The organism is Pseudomonas sp. P4_B3 (assembly GCF_056402295.1).
On record NZ_JBFUHR010000007.1, the window covers coordinates 114,377 to 131,751 of the forward strand.

16 protein-coding genes are annotated in these 17,375 nt (G+C 59.3%); 6 read left to right on the top strand and 10 right to left on the bottom strand.

Going from position 1 to position 17,375, the window contains the following annotated elements; genetic code table 11:
• The first annotated feature begins 207 nt into the window (after window positions 1-207).
• Complete coding sequence (locus AC1DWG_RS09335; RefSeq protein WP_477754249.1) at window positions 208-1,314, top strand: NADH:flavin oxidoreductase/NADH oxidase; 1,107 nt, start codon at window positions 208-210, stop codon at window positions 1,312-1,314.
• 67 nt (window positions 1,315-1,381) lie between these two features.
• On the opposite strand, the gene glpD is transcribed toward AC1DWG_RS09335, so the two are convergent.
• The 4 genes from glpD to AC1DWG_RS09355 form a co-directional block, all read right to left on the bottom strand.
• Window positions 1,382-2,920: a glycerol-3-phosphate dehydrogenase gene (glpD, locus tag AC1DWG_RS09340; RefSeq protein ID WP_477787684.1), complete on the bottom strand. Its 1,539-nt coding sequence runs from the start codon at window positions 2,918-2,920 to the stop codon at window positions 1,382-1,384.
• 270 nt (window positions 2,921-3,190) lie between these two features.
• The gene (locus AC1DWG_RS09345; protein ID WP_007971301.1) at window positions 3,191-3,946 is read right to left on the bottom strand and encodes a DeoR/GlpR family transcriptional regulator; all 756 of its coding nucleotides are present in this window, start codon (window positions 3,944-3,946) and stop codon (window positions 3,191-3,193) included.
• A 95-nt stretch (window positions 3,947-4,041) separates the two neighbouring features.
• On the bottom strand, window positions 4,042-5,547 hold the full coding sequence (gene glpK, locus AC1DWG_RS09350; RefSeq protein WP_477754248.1) for a glycerol kinase GlpK: 1,506 nt from the start codon (window positions 5,545-5,547) through the stop codon (window positions 4,042-4,044).
• A gap of 74 nt (window positions 5,548-5,621) precedes the next feature.
• Entirely contained in the window at window positions 5,622-6,473 is an 852-nt protein-coding gene (locus AC1DWG_RS09355) for an MIP/aquaporin family protein (protein ID WP_477787685.1), read from the bottom strand.
• A 347-nt stretch (window positions 6,474-6,820) separates the two neighbouring features.
• Between AC1DWG_RS09355 and ybaK the strand changes: the two genes are divergently transcribed.
• Together ybaK and AC1DWG_RS09365 are read left to right on the top strand one after the other, a co-directional pair.
• Window positions 6,821-7,291 (top strand): Cys-tRNA(Pro) deacylase, encoded by a 471-nt coding sequence (gene ybaK, locus AC1DWG_RS09360; RefSeq protein WP_477754246.1) that lies wholly within the window; start codon window positions 6,821-6,823, stop codon window positions 7,289-7,291.
• 89 nt (window positions 7,292-7,380) lie between these two features.
• On the top strand, window positions 7,381-8,163 hold the full coding sequence (locus AC1DWG_RS09365) for a PhzF family phenazine biosynthesis protein (protein WP_477787686.1): 783 nt from the start codon (window positions 7,381-7,383) through the stop codon (window positions 8,161-8,163).
• A 124-nt stretch (window positions 8,164-8,287) separates the two neighbouring features.
• Here the strand turns inward: AC1DWG_RS09365 and AC1DWG_RS09370 are convergent, their stop codons facing one another.
• Together AC1DWG_RS09370 and argF are read right to left on the bottom strand one after the other, a co-directional pair.
• Entirely contained in the window at window positions 8,288-9,397 is a 1,110-nt protein-coding gene (locus AC1DWG_RS09370) for an ABC transporter ATP-binding protein (RefSeq protein WP_477760091.1), read from the bottom strand.
• Window positions 9,394-10,314, bottom strand: a complete 921-nt coding sequence (gene argF / locus AC1DWG_RS09375; RefSeq protein ID WP_218426903.1) for an ornithine carbamoyltransferase — start codon at window positions 10,312-10,314, stop codon at window positions 9,394-9,396. The genes AC1DWG_RS09370 and argF overlap by 4 nt, the downstream gene beginning before the upstream one ends.
• Window positions 10,315-10,888: 574 nt before the next feature.
• On the opposite strand from argF, the gene AC1DWG_RS09380 reads away from it, so the two are divergent.
• Both AC1DWG_RS09380 and grxD read left to right on the top strand, forming a co-directional pair.
• Window positions 10,889-12,997 (top strand): molybdopterin oxidoreductase family protein, encoded by a 2,109-nt coding sequence (locus AC1DWG_RS09380; protein WP_477787687.1) that lies wholly within the window; start codon window positions 10,889-10,891, stop codon window positions 12,995-12,997.
• A 97-nt stretch (window positions 12,998-13,094) separates the two neighbouring features.
• A complete protein-coding gene (gene grxD, locus AC1DWG_RS09385; protein ID WP_477762709.1) occupies window positions 13,095-13,436 on the top strand; it encodes a Grx4 family monothiol glutaredoxin in 342 nt (113 codons plus the stop codon).
• 176 nt (window positions 13,437-13,612) lie between these two features.
• Here the strand turns inward: grxD and bfr are convergent, their stop codons facing one another.
• Together bfr and AC1DWG_RS09395 are read right to left on the bottom strand one after the other, a co-directional pair.
• Complete coding sequence (bfr, locus tag AC1DWG_RS09390) at window positions 13,613-14,086, bottom strand: bacterioferritin (RefSeq protein ID WP_223548157.1); 474 nt, start codon at window positions 14,084-14,086, stop codon at window positions 13,613-13,615.
• A 198-nt stretch (window positions 14,087-14,284) separates the two neighbouring features.
• Window positions 14,285-14,503: a bacterioferritin-associated ferredoxin gene (locus AC1DWG_RS09395; protein WP_008053520.1), complete on the bottom strand. Its 219-nt coding sequence runs from the start codon at window positions 14,501-14,503 to the stop codon at window positions 14,285-14,287.
• Between the two features lie 311 nt (window positions 14,504-14,814).
• On the opposite strand from AC1DWG_RS09395, the gene AC1DWG_RS09400 reads away from it, so the two are divergent.
• Window positions 14,815-15,417 carry a peroxiredoxin gene (locus AC1DWG_RS09400; protein ID WP_007971324.1) on the top strand — a complete coding sequence of 201 codons (603 nt, stop codon included), beginning with the start codon at window positions 14,815-14,817 and terminating at the stop codon, window positions 15,415-15,417.
• 86 nt (window positions 15,418-15,503) lie between these two features.
• On the opposite strand, the gene rnt is transcribed toward AC1DWG_RS09400, so the two are convergent.
• Together rnt and pyrC are read right to left on the bottom strand one after the other, a co-directional pair.
• Window positions 15,504-16,181: a ribonuclease T gene (gene rnt, locus AC1DWG_RS09405; protein WP_046043606.1), complete on the bottom strand. Its 678-nt coding sequence runs from the start codon at window positions 16,179-16,181 to the stop codon at window positions 15,504-15,506.
• Window positions 16,178-17,224, bottom strand: a complete 1,047-nt coding sequence (pyrC, locus tag AC1DWG_RS09410) for a dihydroorotase (protein WP_477752701.1) — start codon at window positions 17,222-17,224, stop codon at window positions 16,178-16,180. The genes rnt and pyrC overlap by 4 nt, the downstream gene beginning before the upstream one ends.
• Between the last annotated feature and the right edge of the window lie 151 nt (window positions 17,225-17,375).

The following is a 17,375-nucleotide window of genomic DNA, read 5'->3' on the forward strand; positions in this document are numbered from 1 at the left end:
CTGTAGGAGCTGCCGAAGGCTGCGATCTTTTCTTGAACCCTCCACTGATCTCCGATGTCGACTAGGCTCTAAGCACTGCTTGATTTTGGCCTTGTGACGTCTTGTCGAATTTTTTGCCCGCGGGGGCGGGTGCTGTACCTTTTTCCTGTCACTCGTCGACTATTCAAACAGAACCTGGAGCCTGCCCACTGATTCGAGAGGTGCCCCATGAGTCTGCTGCTTGAACCCTTTACCCTTCGCCAATTGACCCTGCCCAACCGCATCGCGGTATCGCCGATGTGCCAGTACTCCAGTGCCGATGGCCTGGCCAATGACTGGCACCTGGTCCACCTCGGAAGCCGCGCTGTCGGCGGGGCCGGGCTGGTGTTTACCGAAGCCACGGCGGTCACCGCCGACGGGCGTATCACCGCTCAGGACCTCGGTCTGTGGAATGACGAGCAGATCGAACCCCTGCAACGCATCACCCGCTTCATCAACGCCCAGGGCGCCGTTGCCGGCATTCAGCTGGCCCATGCCGGGCGCAAGGCCAGCACCTACCGGCCGTGGCTCGGCAAGCATGGCAGCGTCAAGCCCGATGAGGGCGGCTGGGTGCCGGTCGGACCTTCACCGATCGCGTTCGATCCACAGCACACCCAACCCAGACAACTGGATGACGGCGAGATCGCGAAGGTGATCCAGGCCTTTGTCGATGCGGCAAAACGCTCACTGACGGCCGGTTTCAAGGTGGTCGAAGTGCACGCGGCCCATGGTTACCTGCTGCATCAGTTCCTGTCGCCGTTGAGCAATCAGCGTCGCGATCAATATGGCGGCTCCTTCGAAAATCGTATTCGGCTGGTGCTGCAGGTCACCGAAGCGGTGCGTGCGGTGTGGCCTGAAGAGTTGCCGGTGTTTGTCCGAGTCTCGGCCACCGACTGGGTGGAAGATGGCTGGAACCCCGATGAAACGGTGGAACTGGCACGCCGCCTCAAAGCCCTGGGGGTCGACCTGATCGACGTCTCGTCGGGCGGGACGGCGGTGAATGCGGAGATTCCCACAGGGCCGGGTTACCAGACCCGCTTCGCCGAGCGTGTACGCAAGGAGTCGGGCATGGCCACCGGCACGGTTGGCATGATCACCGAGCCGGCCCAGGCCGAGCACATCCTGCGCACCTGTCAGGCGGACATCATCTTCCTGGCCCGTGAGTTGTTGCGCGATCCCTACTGGGCGTTGCATGCAGATGACGATCTGGGCGGGCACAAGGCCGTGTGGCCGGCGCAGTATCAGCGGGCGACTCACCGTGAGCAGCCGATTCATGAATCGGATTTGCGCGACTGAAATCCATCGATACGAAAAAGCCCCTGAATCGCGAGATTCAGGGGCTTTTGTTTATGCCGGTGACCGATCAGGCCGCTTCGATCTTGCTGCGGTTCAGTTCGACCTTGTTCAGGTAGTCCTTGAGCTTTTCCTGCTCGGCCACCGTCGTGAACAAACCGAGCTTGCTGCGACGCCAGAGGATGTCGTGGGCGCTGGTGGCCCATTCTTCGTTGCACAGATAGTCGACTTCGCGGGTGTAGAGACCGCCGCCGATGTGCTCGCCCATATCGCTGAGGTCCTGTACGCCTTCGAGCATACGCCAGGTACGGCTGCCGTAGGTGGTGGCCCAGCGGCGAGCGATCTCGCTCGGTACCCAGTCGAATTTGTCGCGGATACGCGAGCTCAAGGCTTGCGGGGTGGTCATGTCTTCACCGCCCGGCAGCGTGGCGCTGGCGGTCCAGCTTGGCTTGATGTGTTTGAAATACGGTGCCAGTTGCGCCAGCGCCGACTCGGCCAGTTTGCGATAGGTGGTGAGCTTGCCGCCGAACACCGACAGCAACGGAGCCTCTTCGCCTGTGCCAGACAGCGCCAGGGTGTAATCGCGGGTCACGGCCGACGGGTTGTCGGATTCGTCGTTGCACAGCGGGCGCACACCGGAATAGCTGTGCAGGATGTCGTCGCGGCTGATCTGCTTTTTGAAATGGGCATTGACCACGTTCAGCAGGTAATCGGTTTCGCCATTGGTAATTGCCACTTTCGCCGGATCGCCGGTGTACTCGCGGTCGGTGGTGCCGATCAGGGTGAAGTGATTCAGGTACGGAATGGTGAACACGATGCGCTGATCTTCGTTCTGCAGGATGTGCGCGTGTTCGCCTTCGTATAGTTTCGGCACGATCAGATGGCTGCCCTGGATCAGGCGGATGCCGTATGGCGATTCCATCTTCAAGTCATCGCGAATGAACTTGGCGACCCATGGCCCGGCCGCATTGACCAATGCCTTGGCGCGGATCGAAAACAGACTGCCATCGGCACGCTCCAGGTGCAGGTGCCACAGGCCCTTGGTGCGACGCGCGCTGACGCAGCGGGTCTGGGTGTGAACGTGGGCGCCGTTTTCCCGGGCGGCCATGGCGTTCAACACCACCAGGCGCGCGTCATCCACCCAGCAATCGGAGTATTCGAAGCCCTTGGTGATCTCGCTTTTCAGTGCGTTGTCAGGGCCGAACTTCAGGCTTTTCGAACCTTGCAGTTGCTCGCGCTTGCCCAGGTTGTCATAGAGAAACAGACCGGCGCGAATCATCCACGCCGGGCGCAGGTGCGGGCGGTGCGGCAACACGAAACGCATTTGCTTGACGATGTGCGGAGCCTTGGCCAGCAGTACTTCACGTTCGGCCAAGGCTTCACGCACCAGGCGGAATTCGTAATGCTCGAGGTAGCGCAGGCCACCGTGAATCAGCTTGCTGCTGGCCGACGAGGTATGGCTGGCCAGGTCATCCTTTTCGCAAAGGAACACCGAGAGACCGCGACCGGCGGCATCCGCTGCGATCCCCACGCCATTGATCCCGCCACCGATGACGGCGATATCGTAAACCTCGGCGAGAGGGGGCGTGGGCAAGGTGGAAGTGGGCATCGGCTCGGCCTCGGAGTTCTTTGATGTTCTGTATTTGAATTCGAACATTAATGTTCATTTGCGAAAATACTAGCCCATAAAGACGCGCACAGCCAGCCAGCTTCGATTGAAAATACTCATCGAGGGGGCATCAAAGGAAAATATTCGAACATTGAAAGAAGGGAGGAGTGTCGCGTAAGTGCTGTAGGAGCCGGCTTGCCGGCGAACGCGCTCCTGAAATCGCCTTCGCCGGCAAGCCGGCTCCTACAGGTTGTTTAACCATCTTCGGTGTTAAACAACCTCCAGCCGAACCTTGTGCTGGTTCAGCAGTTGCGCCAGCGCCGGGGAAGGCTGCTGATCGGTGACCAGGCAATCGACGAGGCTGATCGGCCCCAGGCGAATCATGGCGTTGCGTCCGAATTTGCTGGAGTCGGCCGCGAGGATCACTTGCCGGGCATTGGCGATGATCGCCTGGGATACCCGCACTTCCTGATAGTCGAAGTCCAGCAGGCTGCCGTCTTCATCGATGCCGCTGATGCCGACCAGGGCGAAGTCGACCTTGAACTGATTGATGAAATCGACACTGGCCTGACCGACCACACCGCCGTCGCGCCGTACGTTGCCACCGGTCAGCAGCACGTCGAAGTCGTCCTTGGCGCTGAGCATCGAAGCCACATGCAGGTTGTTGGTGATGATTTTCAGGTGACTGTGGTTGAGCAGTGCCCGGGCAATGGATTCGGTGGTCGTGCCGATGTTGATGAACAACGAGGCATGGTCGGGAATCTGCGCGGCAATGGCTTCGCCGATACGCTGTTTCTCGTCGCGCATCTGATCGGCGCGCATGGCGTAGGCGGTGTTTTCAACGCTGGAGTCGTAAGCCGCGCCGCCGTGGTAGCGACGCAACAAATTGGCTTCTGCGAGCTGATTGATGTCGCGGCGGATGGTCTGCGGGGTAACAACGAACAACGTGGCCATTTCCTCGATACTGACATAGCCGCGTTCGCGGACCAGTTCGAGGATTTGCTGCTGACGGGGAGGCAGATTCATTGGGCGTCCTTTGGGCTGCCGTGCAAAATTTGCCCATGATGCCGCAGGAATCCGCTCCCGACCAGTTACATACAGATACGAGCCCGTATCCCGGTTTATTCAGCCTCGTCTTCAGCCGCCCAATTGCGAGTACGGCTGACCGCTTTTTTCCACCCTGCGTAGAGTTTTTCCTTCGCGGCTTCGTCCAGCGTCGGCTCGAACTGGCGCTCGATCACAGCCTTGCCACGCAACTCTTCCAGGCTGCCCCAGAAGCCACAGGCCAGGCCTGCCAGGTAAGCCGCACCCAGCGCCGTGGTTTCGCGCATTTGCGGGCGCTCGACCTGCGTGCCGAGGATGTCGGCCTGGAACTGCATGAGGAAATTGTTGGCCACTGCACCGCCGTCCACGCGCAGAGCTTTCAGACGCTCCCCAGAGTCTTGCTGCATGGCGTCCAGCACGTCACGGGTCTGGTAGGCAATCGATTCCAGCGCGGCCCGAATGATGTGATCCACGCGTACGCCGCGGGTCAGTCCGAACAATGCACCACGGGCGTACGGGTCCCAGTACGGTGCGCCAAGTCCGGTGAAGGCCGGCACCAGGTACACGCCGTTGCTGTCCTTGACCTTGTTGGCGAAGTATTCGGTGTCGTGGGCGTCGTTGATGATCTTCAGTTCGTCACGCAGCCATTGCACGGTGGAGCCGCCGTTGAACACCGCACCTTCCAGGGCATAGGCCACCTCGCCACGCGGGCCGCAGGCGATGGTGGTCAGCATGCCGTGTCGGGATTTCACGGCTTTGTCGCCAGTGTTCATCAGCAAGAAGCAGCCAGTGCCGTAGGTGTTTTTCGCCTGGCCTGGCTCGACACACATCTGGCCGAACAGAGCGGCTTGCTGGTCACCGGCAATGCCGCCGATGGCGATGCCGCTTTTGGTGTGGCCGTAGATCTCGGACGACGATTTGACTTGCGGGAGCATCTCACGCGGGATGTCGAGGACTTCCAGCATCTTCGCGTCCCACTCCAGGGTGTGGATGTTGAAGAGCATGGTGCGCGAAGCGTTGGTGTAGTCGGTGACATGCACCTTGCCGCCGGTAAATTTCCAGATCAACCAGCTGTCGACGGTGCCGAACAGCAGCTCACCGTTGCGCGCGCGTTCGCGGCTGCCTTCGACGTTGTCGAGGATCCACTTGAGCTTGGTGCCGGAGAAATACGGGTCGGTGACCAGGCCTGTGGTGTCGCTGATGTATTGCTCGTGGCCATCGCGCTTCAGTTGCTGGCAGATCTCGGTGCTGCGTCGGCACTGCCAGACGATTGCGTTGTAGATCGGGCGGCCGGTGTTCTTGTCCCAGACCACGGTGGTTTCGCGCTGGTTGGTGATGCCGATGGCTGCTACCTGGTCATGGTGCAGGCCGGCTTGTGCAAGGGCCTCGACCATCACTGCGCTCTGGGTGGCGAAGATCTCCATCGGATCGTGCTCAACCCAACCGGCTTGCGGGTAATGCTGAGCGAACTCCCGTTGGGCGGTGCAGACCACGTTCGCGTCGCGGTCGAAAATGATCGCGCGGGAGCTGGTCGTACCCTGATCGAGGGCAATGATGTAGTTCTTATTCTGTGTGTCGGTCATGTCGATTGCCTTGGACGAAATAAGGGAGTGAGGTCTGGCGCGTGATCAAAGGGCAGGGGCACGCGCCAACGGTATCAAGAAGTTCTGGGTTTGCCGTCAATGGCAGCTGTTGCATCCTTTGTAGCAGGTACAGCGCCGTGCAGATGGCGGGCAATCAGCCCGCGATAGGCGGCGGCGCCGAGGCAGGCACCGACAATCGGTGCAAAAACAGGAATCAGGAAATACGGAATATCGCGTCCGCCGGTGAAGGAAATTTCACCCCAGCCAGCGAAGAAAGTCATCAGTTTAGGACCGAAGTCCCGCGCAGGGTTCATGGCAAAACCGGTCAGCGGTCCCATCGAACTGCCGATCACCGCAATCAGCAGGCCGATCAGCAGCGGTGCCAACGGGCCTTTTGGCAGGCCATTGTTGTCATCGGTCAGGGACATGATCACGCCCATCAGGATGGCTGTAATGATCACCTCGACCAGAAATGCCTGGGCGGTGGTCAGCACAGGATTCGGGAAGGTGGAGAACACGGAGGCCAACTCAAGGCTGGCGTGAGTGCCGCGAACCATGTGGTGCGTTTGTTCGAATTCGAAGAATAGATTGCTGTAGAGCGTGTAGACCAACAGCGCTCCACAGAAGGCACCCGCCACTTGGGCGAGTACGTAGAAAGGCAATTTACGCTTTTCGAAGTCCGCGAAAATGCTCAGGGCAATACTGACGGCAGGGTTCAGATGAGCCCCGGAAACCCCGGCGGTAAGGTAGATCGCCATGCTGACGCCGACGCCCCAGATAACGCTGATTTCCCACAAGCCAAAACTGGCACCCGCGACCTTGAGCGCGGCAACACAGCCTGTACCAAAAAAGATCAGCAGCGCTGTACCCAGAAACTCGGCCATGCATTGGCTCGAGAGCGACGGTTGTTGTAAAGCAGTTGTCATTGAAACCTCAATTTTTTTGTTGTCTGGCGCTTTTCCCATCATGGTCGGAGCGCGGTTTTCGCCGAGGCAGGATCCCCATCCTGGTCGCGGTTTACTGCTGGGTGCAGCGGTAGGACGTTTCGTACAGTTTCAGAAACGAAAAAATATAGACAAGAAACGCTGATGTCAAAGGTCGAAAGTGAACCATCGGTCACAAAAAAACTATTCGTTGCATGAATGAATGAGTCATTGCGCAATGGGATGGCCAGGCAACGGCGTTATGGATGCGCCGCCGTAGAGCCTTTTAACGATCAATGTCCTAGAATCGGGCGCAGTATTTTTCTTCTGCCGCCCAGTCTGGAGCTGTCATGACCCCCGCATTGGATTTGTTGAAAAAGGTTCGGGCCGAACATCGCGTACACAGTTACGAACATGACCCGAAGGCCGCCTCCTACGGGTTGGAAGCGGCGGAAAAACTCGGGCTCGATCCGGCGCAGGTGTTCAAGACTTTGCTGGCGGCCAGCGAAAAGGGCGAGTTGCTGGTGGCCGTGGTGCCGGTTGTCGGCAGCCTGGACTTGAAAGGGCTGGCCCACGCCGCGGGCGTGAAAAAGGTCGAAATGGCCGACCCGGCGGCAGCGCAACGCTCTACTGGCTATCTATTGGGCGGGATCAGTCCGCTGGGGCAGAAAAAGCGCTTGCGCACATTCATCGATAATTCAGCCCAGTCCTTCGCCAGTATTTTTGTCAGTGCGGGTCGACGTGGACTGGAAGTCGAACTGGCACCGGCCGTGCTGGCCGAGCACACCCAGGCGAAATTTGCCGATATCGGTCGGGTGTGAGCGCTGTATGGTGAAAATCTGCCCGCTCTGTCACTGGCGCTCGTTCGGCCGGCGCTGCATGCTCAGCGGACAAACCAAGGGAGAAGGTTATGCAGCTTGAGTTTCATCAGGTCGACGCGTTCAGCAATCAGCCGTTCAGTGGTAACCCGGCGATGGTCTATCGGCTCGATACCTGGCTCGCCGATGAGTTGATGCAAAAGATTGCCGCCGAGCACAACCTCGCCGAAACGGCGTTTGTCGTGCGCGAAGGGCAGGGCTGGCACATCCGCTGGTTTACGCCGACCACCGAGGTGCCATTGTGTGGTCACGCGACGCTGGCTAGCGCCTATGTGCTGTTTGAGATCTATAAAGAGCCTGTCGAGCGACTGGACTTCACCTGTAAGTCCGGCCCGTTGAGCGTGACGCGGGAGGGCGCAGGCCTGTGGCTGGACTTCCCGGCGATCACTGCGTCACCGGTGAGCGCGGTCTCGGAAATCGAGCGTGCACTGGGTGTGAAGGCTGTTGAGGTACTGGGTTCGAATGAACTGTTCGTGGTGCTGGAGTCCGAGCAAGCCGTGCTCGACTGCAAGCCGGACATGGTGGCCCTGGCGAAACTGCCATGGTTGGGCGCCATCGTGACCGCGCGGGGCGAGCAGCACGATTTCGTTTCCCGCTATTTCGCCCCGGCAATCGGCATCAATGAAGACCCGGTGACCGGATCGACCCATTGCCTTCTGATTCCGTACTGGTCAAAGCATTTGGGCAAGTCGAGCCTGACGGCTTTTCAGCGTTCGGCGCGGGGTGGGGAGCTGTTCTGTCGACTGGAAGGCGATCGAGTGAAGATCGGCGGGAATGCGACCTTGGTAGCGCGTGGAACGCTGATGTTGGGTTAACGCAAATCCAATGTAGGAGCGAGCTTGCTCGCGATGGACGACAACGATAACGCGTGCAACCGGAAGGAACGCGTTATCCAGACGTTTTTCGCGAGCAAGCTCGCTCCTACAGGGTTTTTGTGTATCAGCTAGCGGCGCTGTAACGCCGGACACCTGATTCAACAGCAGGAATCTGCGCCGCCGTGCTGCCGGACGCCTGGAACAGCACCAGGTGTTCAGCCGCGACACGAATACCCACATCCGCCCCAACCTGGCGATCGACATGGCTCGGGAAGATCGATTCCAGCTGTGCGCCTGTCGGCAGCTGCAAGCGATACAGGGTCGACGCACCCAGGAACGTCTTGCCGGCGATTCGCGCCTTCAGTGCGCTATCCGGCGCGTAGACGATATCGTCCGGGCGCAGCAGCACATCAACCGCACCGCCTACCGGCCAGGTGTAGGCCCGGTTGCCGCGCAACTCGCCGAGCTCGGTTTGCACCGATTCCGGGCTGCTCAACTGACCGCGAATGAAATAGCCCTGGCCGATGAAACTCGCCACGAAGGGTGTCAGCGGTTCGTGATACAGGTTGTAGGGCGTATCCCACTGTTCCAGGCGACCTTCCTTGAACACGCCAATGTGGTCACTGACTGCGAAGGCTTCTTCCTGGTCGTGAGTCACCAGAATCGCGCTGGTGCCTCGGGCCTTGAGGATGTCGCGTACTTCGTGGCTGAGCTTGCGGCGCAATTCACCATCGAGGTTGGAGAACGGCTCGTCGAGCAACAGCAATTGCGGATCCGGCGCCAGTGCGCGGGCCAGGGCGACACGTTGCTGCTGGCCACCTGAAAGTTCGTGGGGGAAGCGCTTGCCGAGGTTCTTCAGGTTGACCAGTTCCAGCAGTTCTTCGGTAACGCGATCCATTTGCGGATGCTTGCGAATGCCGAAGGCGATGTTGTCGGCCACGCTCAAATGCGGAAACAGCGCGTAGTCCTGGAACACCATGCCTATGCGACGTTTCTCCGGAGCAAGGGTGAAGCCGGCGCTGGAGATGGTTTCGCCCGCCAGCTGGATTTCGCCTTCATGTATCGGTTCAAAGCCGGCAATCGCCCGTAGTGTGGTGGTCTTGCCGCAGCCCGAAGAGCCGAGCAGGCAACCGATGTCACCAGCGTTCAGGTGCAGGTTCAGGTTCTGTACTACACGCTGGTCCTGATAGCCGCAGGCGAGGTTGCGCAGGTTAAGCAGTAAAGGCTGGCTCATGCGTGGTGGTACGCCGGTTCGACGAGAAACTCGAGCAAGGCCTTTTGCGCGTGCAGGCGGTTTTCGGCCTGATCCCAGGCCACCGAACGTTTGTCGTCGAGCAGATCGACGCTGATTTCTTCGCCGCGGTGCGCCGGCAGGCAATGCATGAACAGTACGTCTTCAGCGGCCAGGTCAAGCAGGGCGCGGTTGACCTGGTACGGTGCGAACAGCTTAAGACGCTTGGCGGTTTCTTCTTCCTGACCCATGGAGGTCCAGACGTCGGTGCTCACCAGGTGTGCACCGCGCACGGCTTCTTTCGGGTCGCGAACGATGGTGACCCGATCGCCGGCTTTGGCCACGAATTCAGGATTGGGCTCGTAGCCTTCCGGGCAGGCCACGCGCAACTGGAAGTCGAACTGGATCGCCGCTTCTATATAACTGTTGCACATATTGTTGCCGTCGCCGATCCAGGCCACGGTCTTGCCCTGGATGGAGCCGCGGTGTTCGAGGAAGGTCTGCATGTCGGCCAGCAACTGGCACGGATGCAGGTCATCGGACAGGCCGTTGATTACCGGTACGCGGGAGTTGGCGGCGAATTCGGTCAGGTTGCTGTGGGCAAAGGTACGGATCATCACTGCGTCGAGCATGCTCGACATGACGATGGCGCAGTCGCCGATCGGCTCGCCACGACCCAACTGGGTGTCACGTGGCGACAGAAAGATCGCCTGGCCGCCGAGCTGGATCATGCCGGCCTCGAAGGAGATCCGGGTGCGGGTCGAGGATTTCTCGAAAATCATCCCCAGGACGCGGTTTTTCAGAGGCTCGAACAGTACGCCGCGGTTACGCAGGTCCTTGAGCTCAACGCCTCGACGGATCACGCTGACCAGCTCTTCGGGCGTGCAATCCATCAGGGAGAGAAAGTGCCTTGCGCTCATCATTGACTACCTTTTGCTACAAACCGCAGATGCTCAAAGCCTTGTTTAACGGAACAACGGGCGAGACCTGCGGCGTAAGCCGCACGGGGCGACGAAATAGGGGAAGGCGCGATCTTATAATTAAATGTCGCGTCTTACCAATAGGGCTACAGTTTTTAGGGAGTTTCAGAGGTGCTACGGGTTCACCGAGGTAGCGCTTTTGAAGCCTGTTTCCTGATAGCAGCGCCTCATTTGTACACCGGCCCCTCGGGGCTTGGCAATCAGGCGGGGCGGCAATGGTGCGCTGACAGTCGGTTTCTGACCTGTCATTCATCAGCGCCGGGCTCGACGAACACTGGTGCCTGATCGGCGAACTGACCTGCGTGCAGGGCCCCCACGGGCCGATTGAAACCCTTCAGGAAATCCACTTGCAGGCGCTGTCCAGGCTGCCTTCGAACTGAACTCCGGCGGCCATCGGCTGGCCTGATAACCCTCGATTCACAAGACGCACGTCGCTGGCGTGGCGGCGGGTCTGGCGCCATAGTTTTGTTTCCGCGGCCATCGTTGCCCGCCCATAACAAGACAGTGACTGGCCATGACCAAGACTCTCCATCACCGTGCGTGCCATTTGTGCGAAGCCATCTGTGGCCTGACCATCGAAACCACTGAGGTCGAAGGTGGTAACGTCCAGATCACATCGATCAAGGGCGACCCCCAGGATACGTTCAGCCGTGGGCACATCTGCCCCAAGGCCGTGGCGTTGCAAGACATTCAAAACGATCCGGATCGCCTGCATCAGCCGATGCAGCGGGTGGGCAATGAGTGGCAGCCCATCGAGTGGGAAGCGGCATTCAATCTGGTCGCCGAACGCCTCGCCGCCATTCAGGAGCGTCACGGGCAAAACGCCGTGGCGGTCTATCAGGGCAATCCGAGCGTGCACAATTACGGGCTGATGACCCACAGCAATTATTTCCTCGGCCTGCTGAAAACCCGCAACCGGTTTTCCGCGACGTCGGTCGATCAATTGCCCCATCACCTGACCAGTCATTTGATGTACGGCCACGGTTTGTTGCTGCCGATCCCGGACATCGATCACACCGATTTCATGCTGATCCTGGGCGGCAACCCGCTGGCTTCAAACGGCAGCATCATGACCGTGCCAGATGTGGAAAAACGCTTGAAGGCGATACAGGCCCGGGGTGGCAAAGTGGTGGTGGTCGATCCGCGCCGTAGTGAGACGGCGGCGATTGCCGATCAGCATCTGTTTGTGCGCCCGGGTGGTGATGCCGCGCTGTTGTTCGGCATGCTCAATACCTTGTTCGCTGACGGTCTGACCCGCGACAGCCATCTGCCGGTGGACGGCCTGGAGGACGTGCGCGAGGCCGTCGCGCCGTTCACTGCCGAGGCCATGAGTCCGTTGTGCGCCGTACCGGCCGAACAGATCCGCCAGTTGGCGCGGGACTTCGCCGCGGCACCGAGTGCAGTCTGCTATGGCCGCATGGGCGTTTCGACCCAGGCCTTCGGTACGCTGTGCCACTGGGTGGTGCAGTTGATCAATCTGGTCACCGGCAATCTCGATCGCGTGGGTGGTGCCTTGTGCACCGAGCCAGCGGTGGATCTGGTGGCGACGACTTCGGGCGGGCATTTCAATCTGTGGCAGAGCCGGGTTTCCGGGCGCCCGGAATACGCCGGAGAACTACCTGTCTCGGCGCTGGCCGAAGAGATGCTCATCGAAGGGGAGGGGCAAGTCCGGGCGTTGATCACTGTGGCTGGCAATCCGGTGCTGTCCACGCCCAATGGCCGAAAGCTCGAGCAGGCGCTGGACGGGTTGGAGTTCATGGTCAGCATCGACCTGTACATCAATGAAACCACGCGTTACGCCGACCTGATCCTGCCGTCCACATCGGCGCTGGAAAACGACCATTACGACACCACGTTCAACCTGTTTGCGGTGCGCAACGTCAGTCGTTTCAACCGCGCCATCCTCGCCAAGCCCGAAGGTGCATTGCACGACTGGGAGATCTTCGTCGGGCTGGCCAAGACATTTGCCGCCAGGACCGGCAAAGAGTTGAAACCCACCATCGCCCCCGCACAAATGATCGATCGCGGTCTGCGCATGGGGATGTACGGCGACACGTCAGAGCACAAACTCTCGCTGGCGACTTTGTTCGATCATCCCCATGGCGTCGATCTGGGCGCTCTCAAGCCTAACCTGGCACCACGCCTGAAGACTGCCAATCAACGCATCCAGGCCGCGCCGGCCGCGATTCTCGCTGACCTGACGCGCTTCGCAGCCTTGCAGGCGCCGGCCGCCGACGAGTTGTTGATGATTGGCCGCCGGCATGTACGCAGCAACAACTCATGGATGCATAACTATCATAGGTTGGTGAAGGGCAAACCACGTCACCAGTTGCTGATGCATCCGGACGACCTGGCCAGTCGCGGGCTCAGTGACGGGCAACGTGTGCGGGTCAGCTCGCGGGTGGGGGTAATTGAGGTCGAAGTGCTTGGCAGTCTGGACATGATGAAAGGCGTGGTCAGCCTCCCTCACGGCTGGGGTCACACGCGGCCGGGCGTGCAAATGTCGATTGCCAGCAGTCAGCCGGGCTCAAGCGCCAACGACCTGACCGACGAATGCCGGCTTGACGAACTGTCGGGAAATGCCGCGCTCAATGGCGTACCGGTGACCGTGGCCGCAGCTTGAGTCAGTCTGACGGAGAGACCGAGCAGGGCGCTCGGCTTTCCGTTACAATGCGCCACCGTGCCGACCCATGAGTCGGAAAGTTCAGCCGAGGTGCTCCATGGATATCATCGAAACGATTAAAGAGCAGATTGCCAACAACACCATTCTGCTTTACATGAAAGGCTCGCCGAATGCCCCGCAGTGCGGCTTCTCCGCGAAAGCCGCGCAGGCCGTGATGGCGTGTGGCGAAAAGTTTGCGTACGTGGACATCCTGCAGAACCCGGAAATCCGCGCCAACCTGCCAAAATACGCCAACTGGCCAACCTTCCCGCAACTGTGGGTTGCCGGTGAGCTGGTCGGCGGTAGCGACATCATGACTGAAATGGCTGCTGACGGTTCGCTGCAGAGCCTGATCAAGGACGCCGCCGCCAAGGCAGCTGTTCCAAAGACCGAAGCCTGATTCGCTTGGCTCCCCTGTAGGAGCTGCCGCAGGCTCGGGCCGCGTTCGGACGATCTTTTGATCTTCGGCAAATAAAAAGCCCCGCTACTCGAAAGAGTGCGGGGCTTTTTATTGTGTCTGGATAGTTACTGCAAAGTTGCCGCTGCAATCCCCAGGATCGCAGCCTGCGGCAGCTCCTACTCTTCGCCCATCTGCGATTGCAGATAGTTCTCGAGTCCGATTTTATCGATCAGGCCCAACTGGGTTTCCAGCCAGTCGATATGTTCTTCTTCGGACTCGAGGATATCTTCAAGCAGCTCACGGCTACCGAAGTCGCCGACTGTTTCGCAATGAGCGATAGCCACCTTGAGATCAGCGTGACCGGTGCGTTCGATACGCAGATCGCACTCCAGCATTTCCTTGGTGTGTTCGCCGATGTGCAGCTTGCCCAGGTCCTGGACGTTCGGCAGGCCTTCAAGGAACAGGATCCGCTTGATCAGCTTGTCCGCGTGCTTCATCTCGTCGATGGATTCGTGGTACTCGTGCTTGCCGAGCTTGTTCAGGCCCCAATCTTCATACATGCGCGCATGCAGGAAGTATTGATTGATCGCGACCAGCTCATTGGCGAGGATCTTGTTGAGATGCTGGATGACTGTAACGTCGCCTTTCATGATGGGGTCCTGCCCTTTATTAGCTGTCAATAGGGCAGAGTCTGAGCCGCGTATTTAAGGGTGTCAAACCTAAGTTATTGAAACTTAAATGAAAATTAATCTGAATAAGAATGTTTGTGTTCCGCGTCTAGAGCATAACTAGTTGATTTTGAGGCATAAAAAAACCGGACGTATGTCCGGTTCTTTGATATTCGATAGTTAAGCCGCGGTAAATTCTGCTGGAAAGGGAATTGCAGCCTGGGCCGTTTGCAGTTTGGTCAGGGTCTCGCGGACCACTTCCTTGGCGAGGCAGGCACATTTGCCGCATTGACTGGCAACGCCGGTAGCCACACGGACTTCCTTGTAGCTGCAGCATCCTTCATAGATCGCATCGCGGATTTGACCGTCGGTGACGCCAGTGCAGAGGCAAACATACATAAGGAAGGTCCGTCGCTGATTGTGACTCAATTGCGATGGATCTTAATGTTAACGAGAATGATTGTCAAAGTGGTTTCAGAGCACTTTTTGTCATAAATGAGTATGGCTGACGAACGGTCTGCCTGACAAATTGGTGATTCAAAACCGTCGGGGATTTCATCGTACGGGGAAAAAACAGCTAAGCCAGCTCAAACACGCGGTGTATGATGGCCGGTCTTTTGCGACCGGGGATCGTGTCACAGGGCTGTCGCCTCAGGGTGGCAGGCTGATGCGAACCCTGTTTCTCACGCTATTACACCAGGAGATATCCAATGAGCGTACTCGTAGGCAAGCAAGCCCCTGACTTCACCGTACCGGCCGTACTCGGCAATGGCGAGATCGTTGACAGCTTCACCCTGTCCTCGGCGATCAAAGGCAAATACGGCCTGGTGTTCTTCTACCCACTGGACTTCACCTTCGTTTGCCCGTCCGAACTGATCGCTCTGGACAACCGCATGTCCGAGTTCAAGGCGCGTAACGTTGAAGTGGTCGCTGTGTCGATCGACTCGCACTTCACCCACAACGCCTGGCGCAACACCCCGGTCAACAATGGCGGTATCGGCGAAGTTCGCTACACCATGGCTGCCGACATCAAGCAGGAAATCATGAAAGCCTACGACGTTCAGTCCGCTGACGGCGTGGCTTTCCGTGGCGCGTTCCTGATCGACGATAAAGGTGTTGTCCGTTCGCAGATCATCAACGACCTGCCGCTGGGCCGTAATATGGAAGAGCTGCTGCGTCTGGTCGACGCTCTGCAATTCCACGAAGAGCACGGCGAAGTCTGCCCTGCCAACTGGAAAAAAGGCGATAAAGGCATGAACGCTTCGCCAGAAGGCGTTGCGGCTTACCTGACCGAGCACGCTGCCGCTCTGTAAGGCGCACGCTCCAGCTATAAAAAGCAGGTACAAAAAAACCGGCCTTCGAGGCCGGTTTTTTTATGGGCGGGATAAACCCGACGACATCAATCGTCGAAATCTTCCCAACCGCCCATTTGCTTCCAGCGATTGACGATGCCGCAGAACAGCTCAGCGGTCTTCTCGGTGTCGTAACGGGCCGAGTGAGCCTCGCGGCCATCGAAATCGATGTCCGCAGCCTGGCACGCCTTGGCCAGCACGGTTTGGCCGTAGGCCAGGCCCGCGAGCGTCGCGGTATCGAAACTGGAGAACGGATGGAACGGATTGCGCTTCATGTCCAGGCGCGCAACCGCTGCATTCAGGAAGCCCAGGTCGAAGCTGCTGTTATGCCCGACCAGGATCGCCCGTTTGCAACCATTGGCCTTGAGGGCTTTGCGCACGCCGCGGAAGATATCGTTCAGGGCAGACTCTTCACTCACGGCCATGCGCAGCGGGTGATCGAGCTTGATCCCGGTGAACTCCAGGGCCGCCGCTTCGATGTTCGCGCCTTCGAACGGCTCGACACGGAAGAAGTAGGTGTGATCCGGATAAACAAAACCCTTTTCATCCATGGCGATGGTGGTCGCGGCGATCTCCAGAAGGGCATCGGTGGCCGAATTGAAGCCACCGGTTTCTACGTCGACGACAACCGGCAGGTAACCACGGAACCTGGCCGCCATTGGATGACGAGGGCCGCCTCCGCCGCCATTGCCTTCCAGTTCGTCGTCGAAATGGTCTTCACTCACGCGTGTTCCTCCAGCAGGCGCCAGCGCAGTTTTTCACCGGCGCGCAGCGGGATAACGGTCAGCTCGCCAAATGGCAGGCTGGTCGGGGTGGTCCATTCTTCGCGGACCAGGGTGATGCGATCGGTGTTGGCCGGCAGGCCGTAGAAGCGCGGGCCGTTGAGGCTGGCGAAGGCCTCGAGCTTGTCCAGCGCATTGCGCTGTTCGAAGGCTTCGGCATACATCTCGATTGCCGCATAGGCGGTGTAGCAACCGGCGCAACCGCAGGCCGCTTCCTTGGCGTGCTGGGCGTGGGGCGCCGAGTCGGTGCCGAGGAAGAACTTCTCGCTGCCGCTGGTGGCGGCGTCGAGCAGGGCTTCCTGGTGGGTATTGCGCTTGAGGATCGGCAGGCAATAGAAGTGCGGCCGGATCCCGCCCACCAGCATGTGGTTACGGTTGTACAGCAGGTGGTGAGCCGTGATGGTCGCGCCGACGTTGGCCGAAGCCGAGTTGACGAACTGCACGGCGTCCGCGGTGGTGATGTGCTCGAAGACCACTTTGAGGGTCGGGAAGCGCTCGACCACACGGCGCATGTGTTCATCGATGAAGATTTTTTCGCGGTCGAACACGTCGACATCACCACGGGTGACTTCACCGTGAACCAGCAACGGCATCCCGACTTCGGCCATGGCCTCGAGTGCGGGGAAAATCTTGTCGATGCTGGTGACGCCAGAGTCCGAGTTGGTGGTCGCGCCGGCCGGGTACAGCTTGGCGGCGTGAATGAATCCGCTGGCCTTGGCCTCGCGAATTTCTTCAGGCTGGGTGCGGTCGGTCAGGTACAGGACCATCAGTGGCTCGAACAGGCTGCCGGCCGGGCGGGCAGCGAGAATCCGCTGGCGATAGCCGTCGGCTTCGGCCGCGTTGCGCACCGGTGGAACCAGGTTGGGCATGATGATGGCGCGGCCAAAGGTGCGCGCGACATCCGCGACGGTATTGGTCAATACGGCACCATCGCGAAGATGAATATGCCAGTCGTCGGGACGCAGCAGGGTCAGGCGGTCGGACATGAGGGGATTCCAGGCGGGTCAAACTCAAGGGAATGCTACCGGAAAAGACTCTTGCAGGCACTCGCTATCAAGTTTTGCGCGAAGCTTCCGATATCCAACGGGTATGCCGTAAACATGTGTGTGTCGGTCTTTTTGTTGTAGAAGCCAGTGG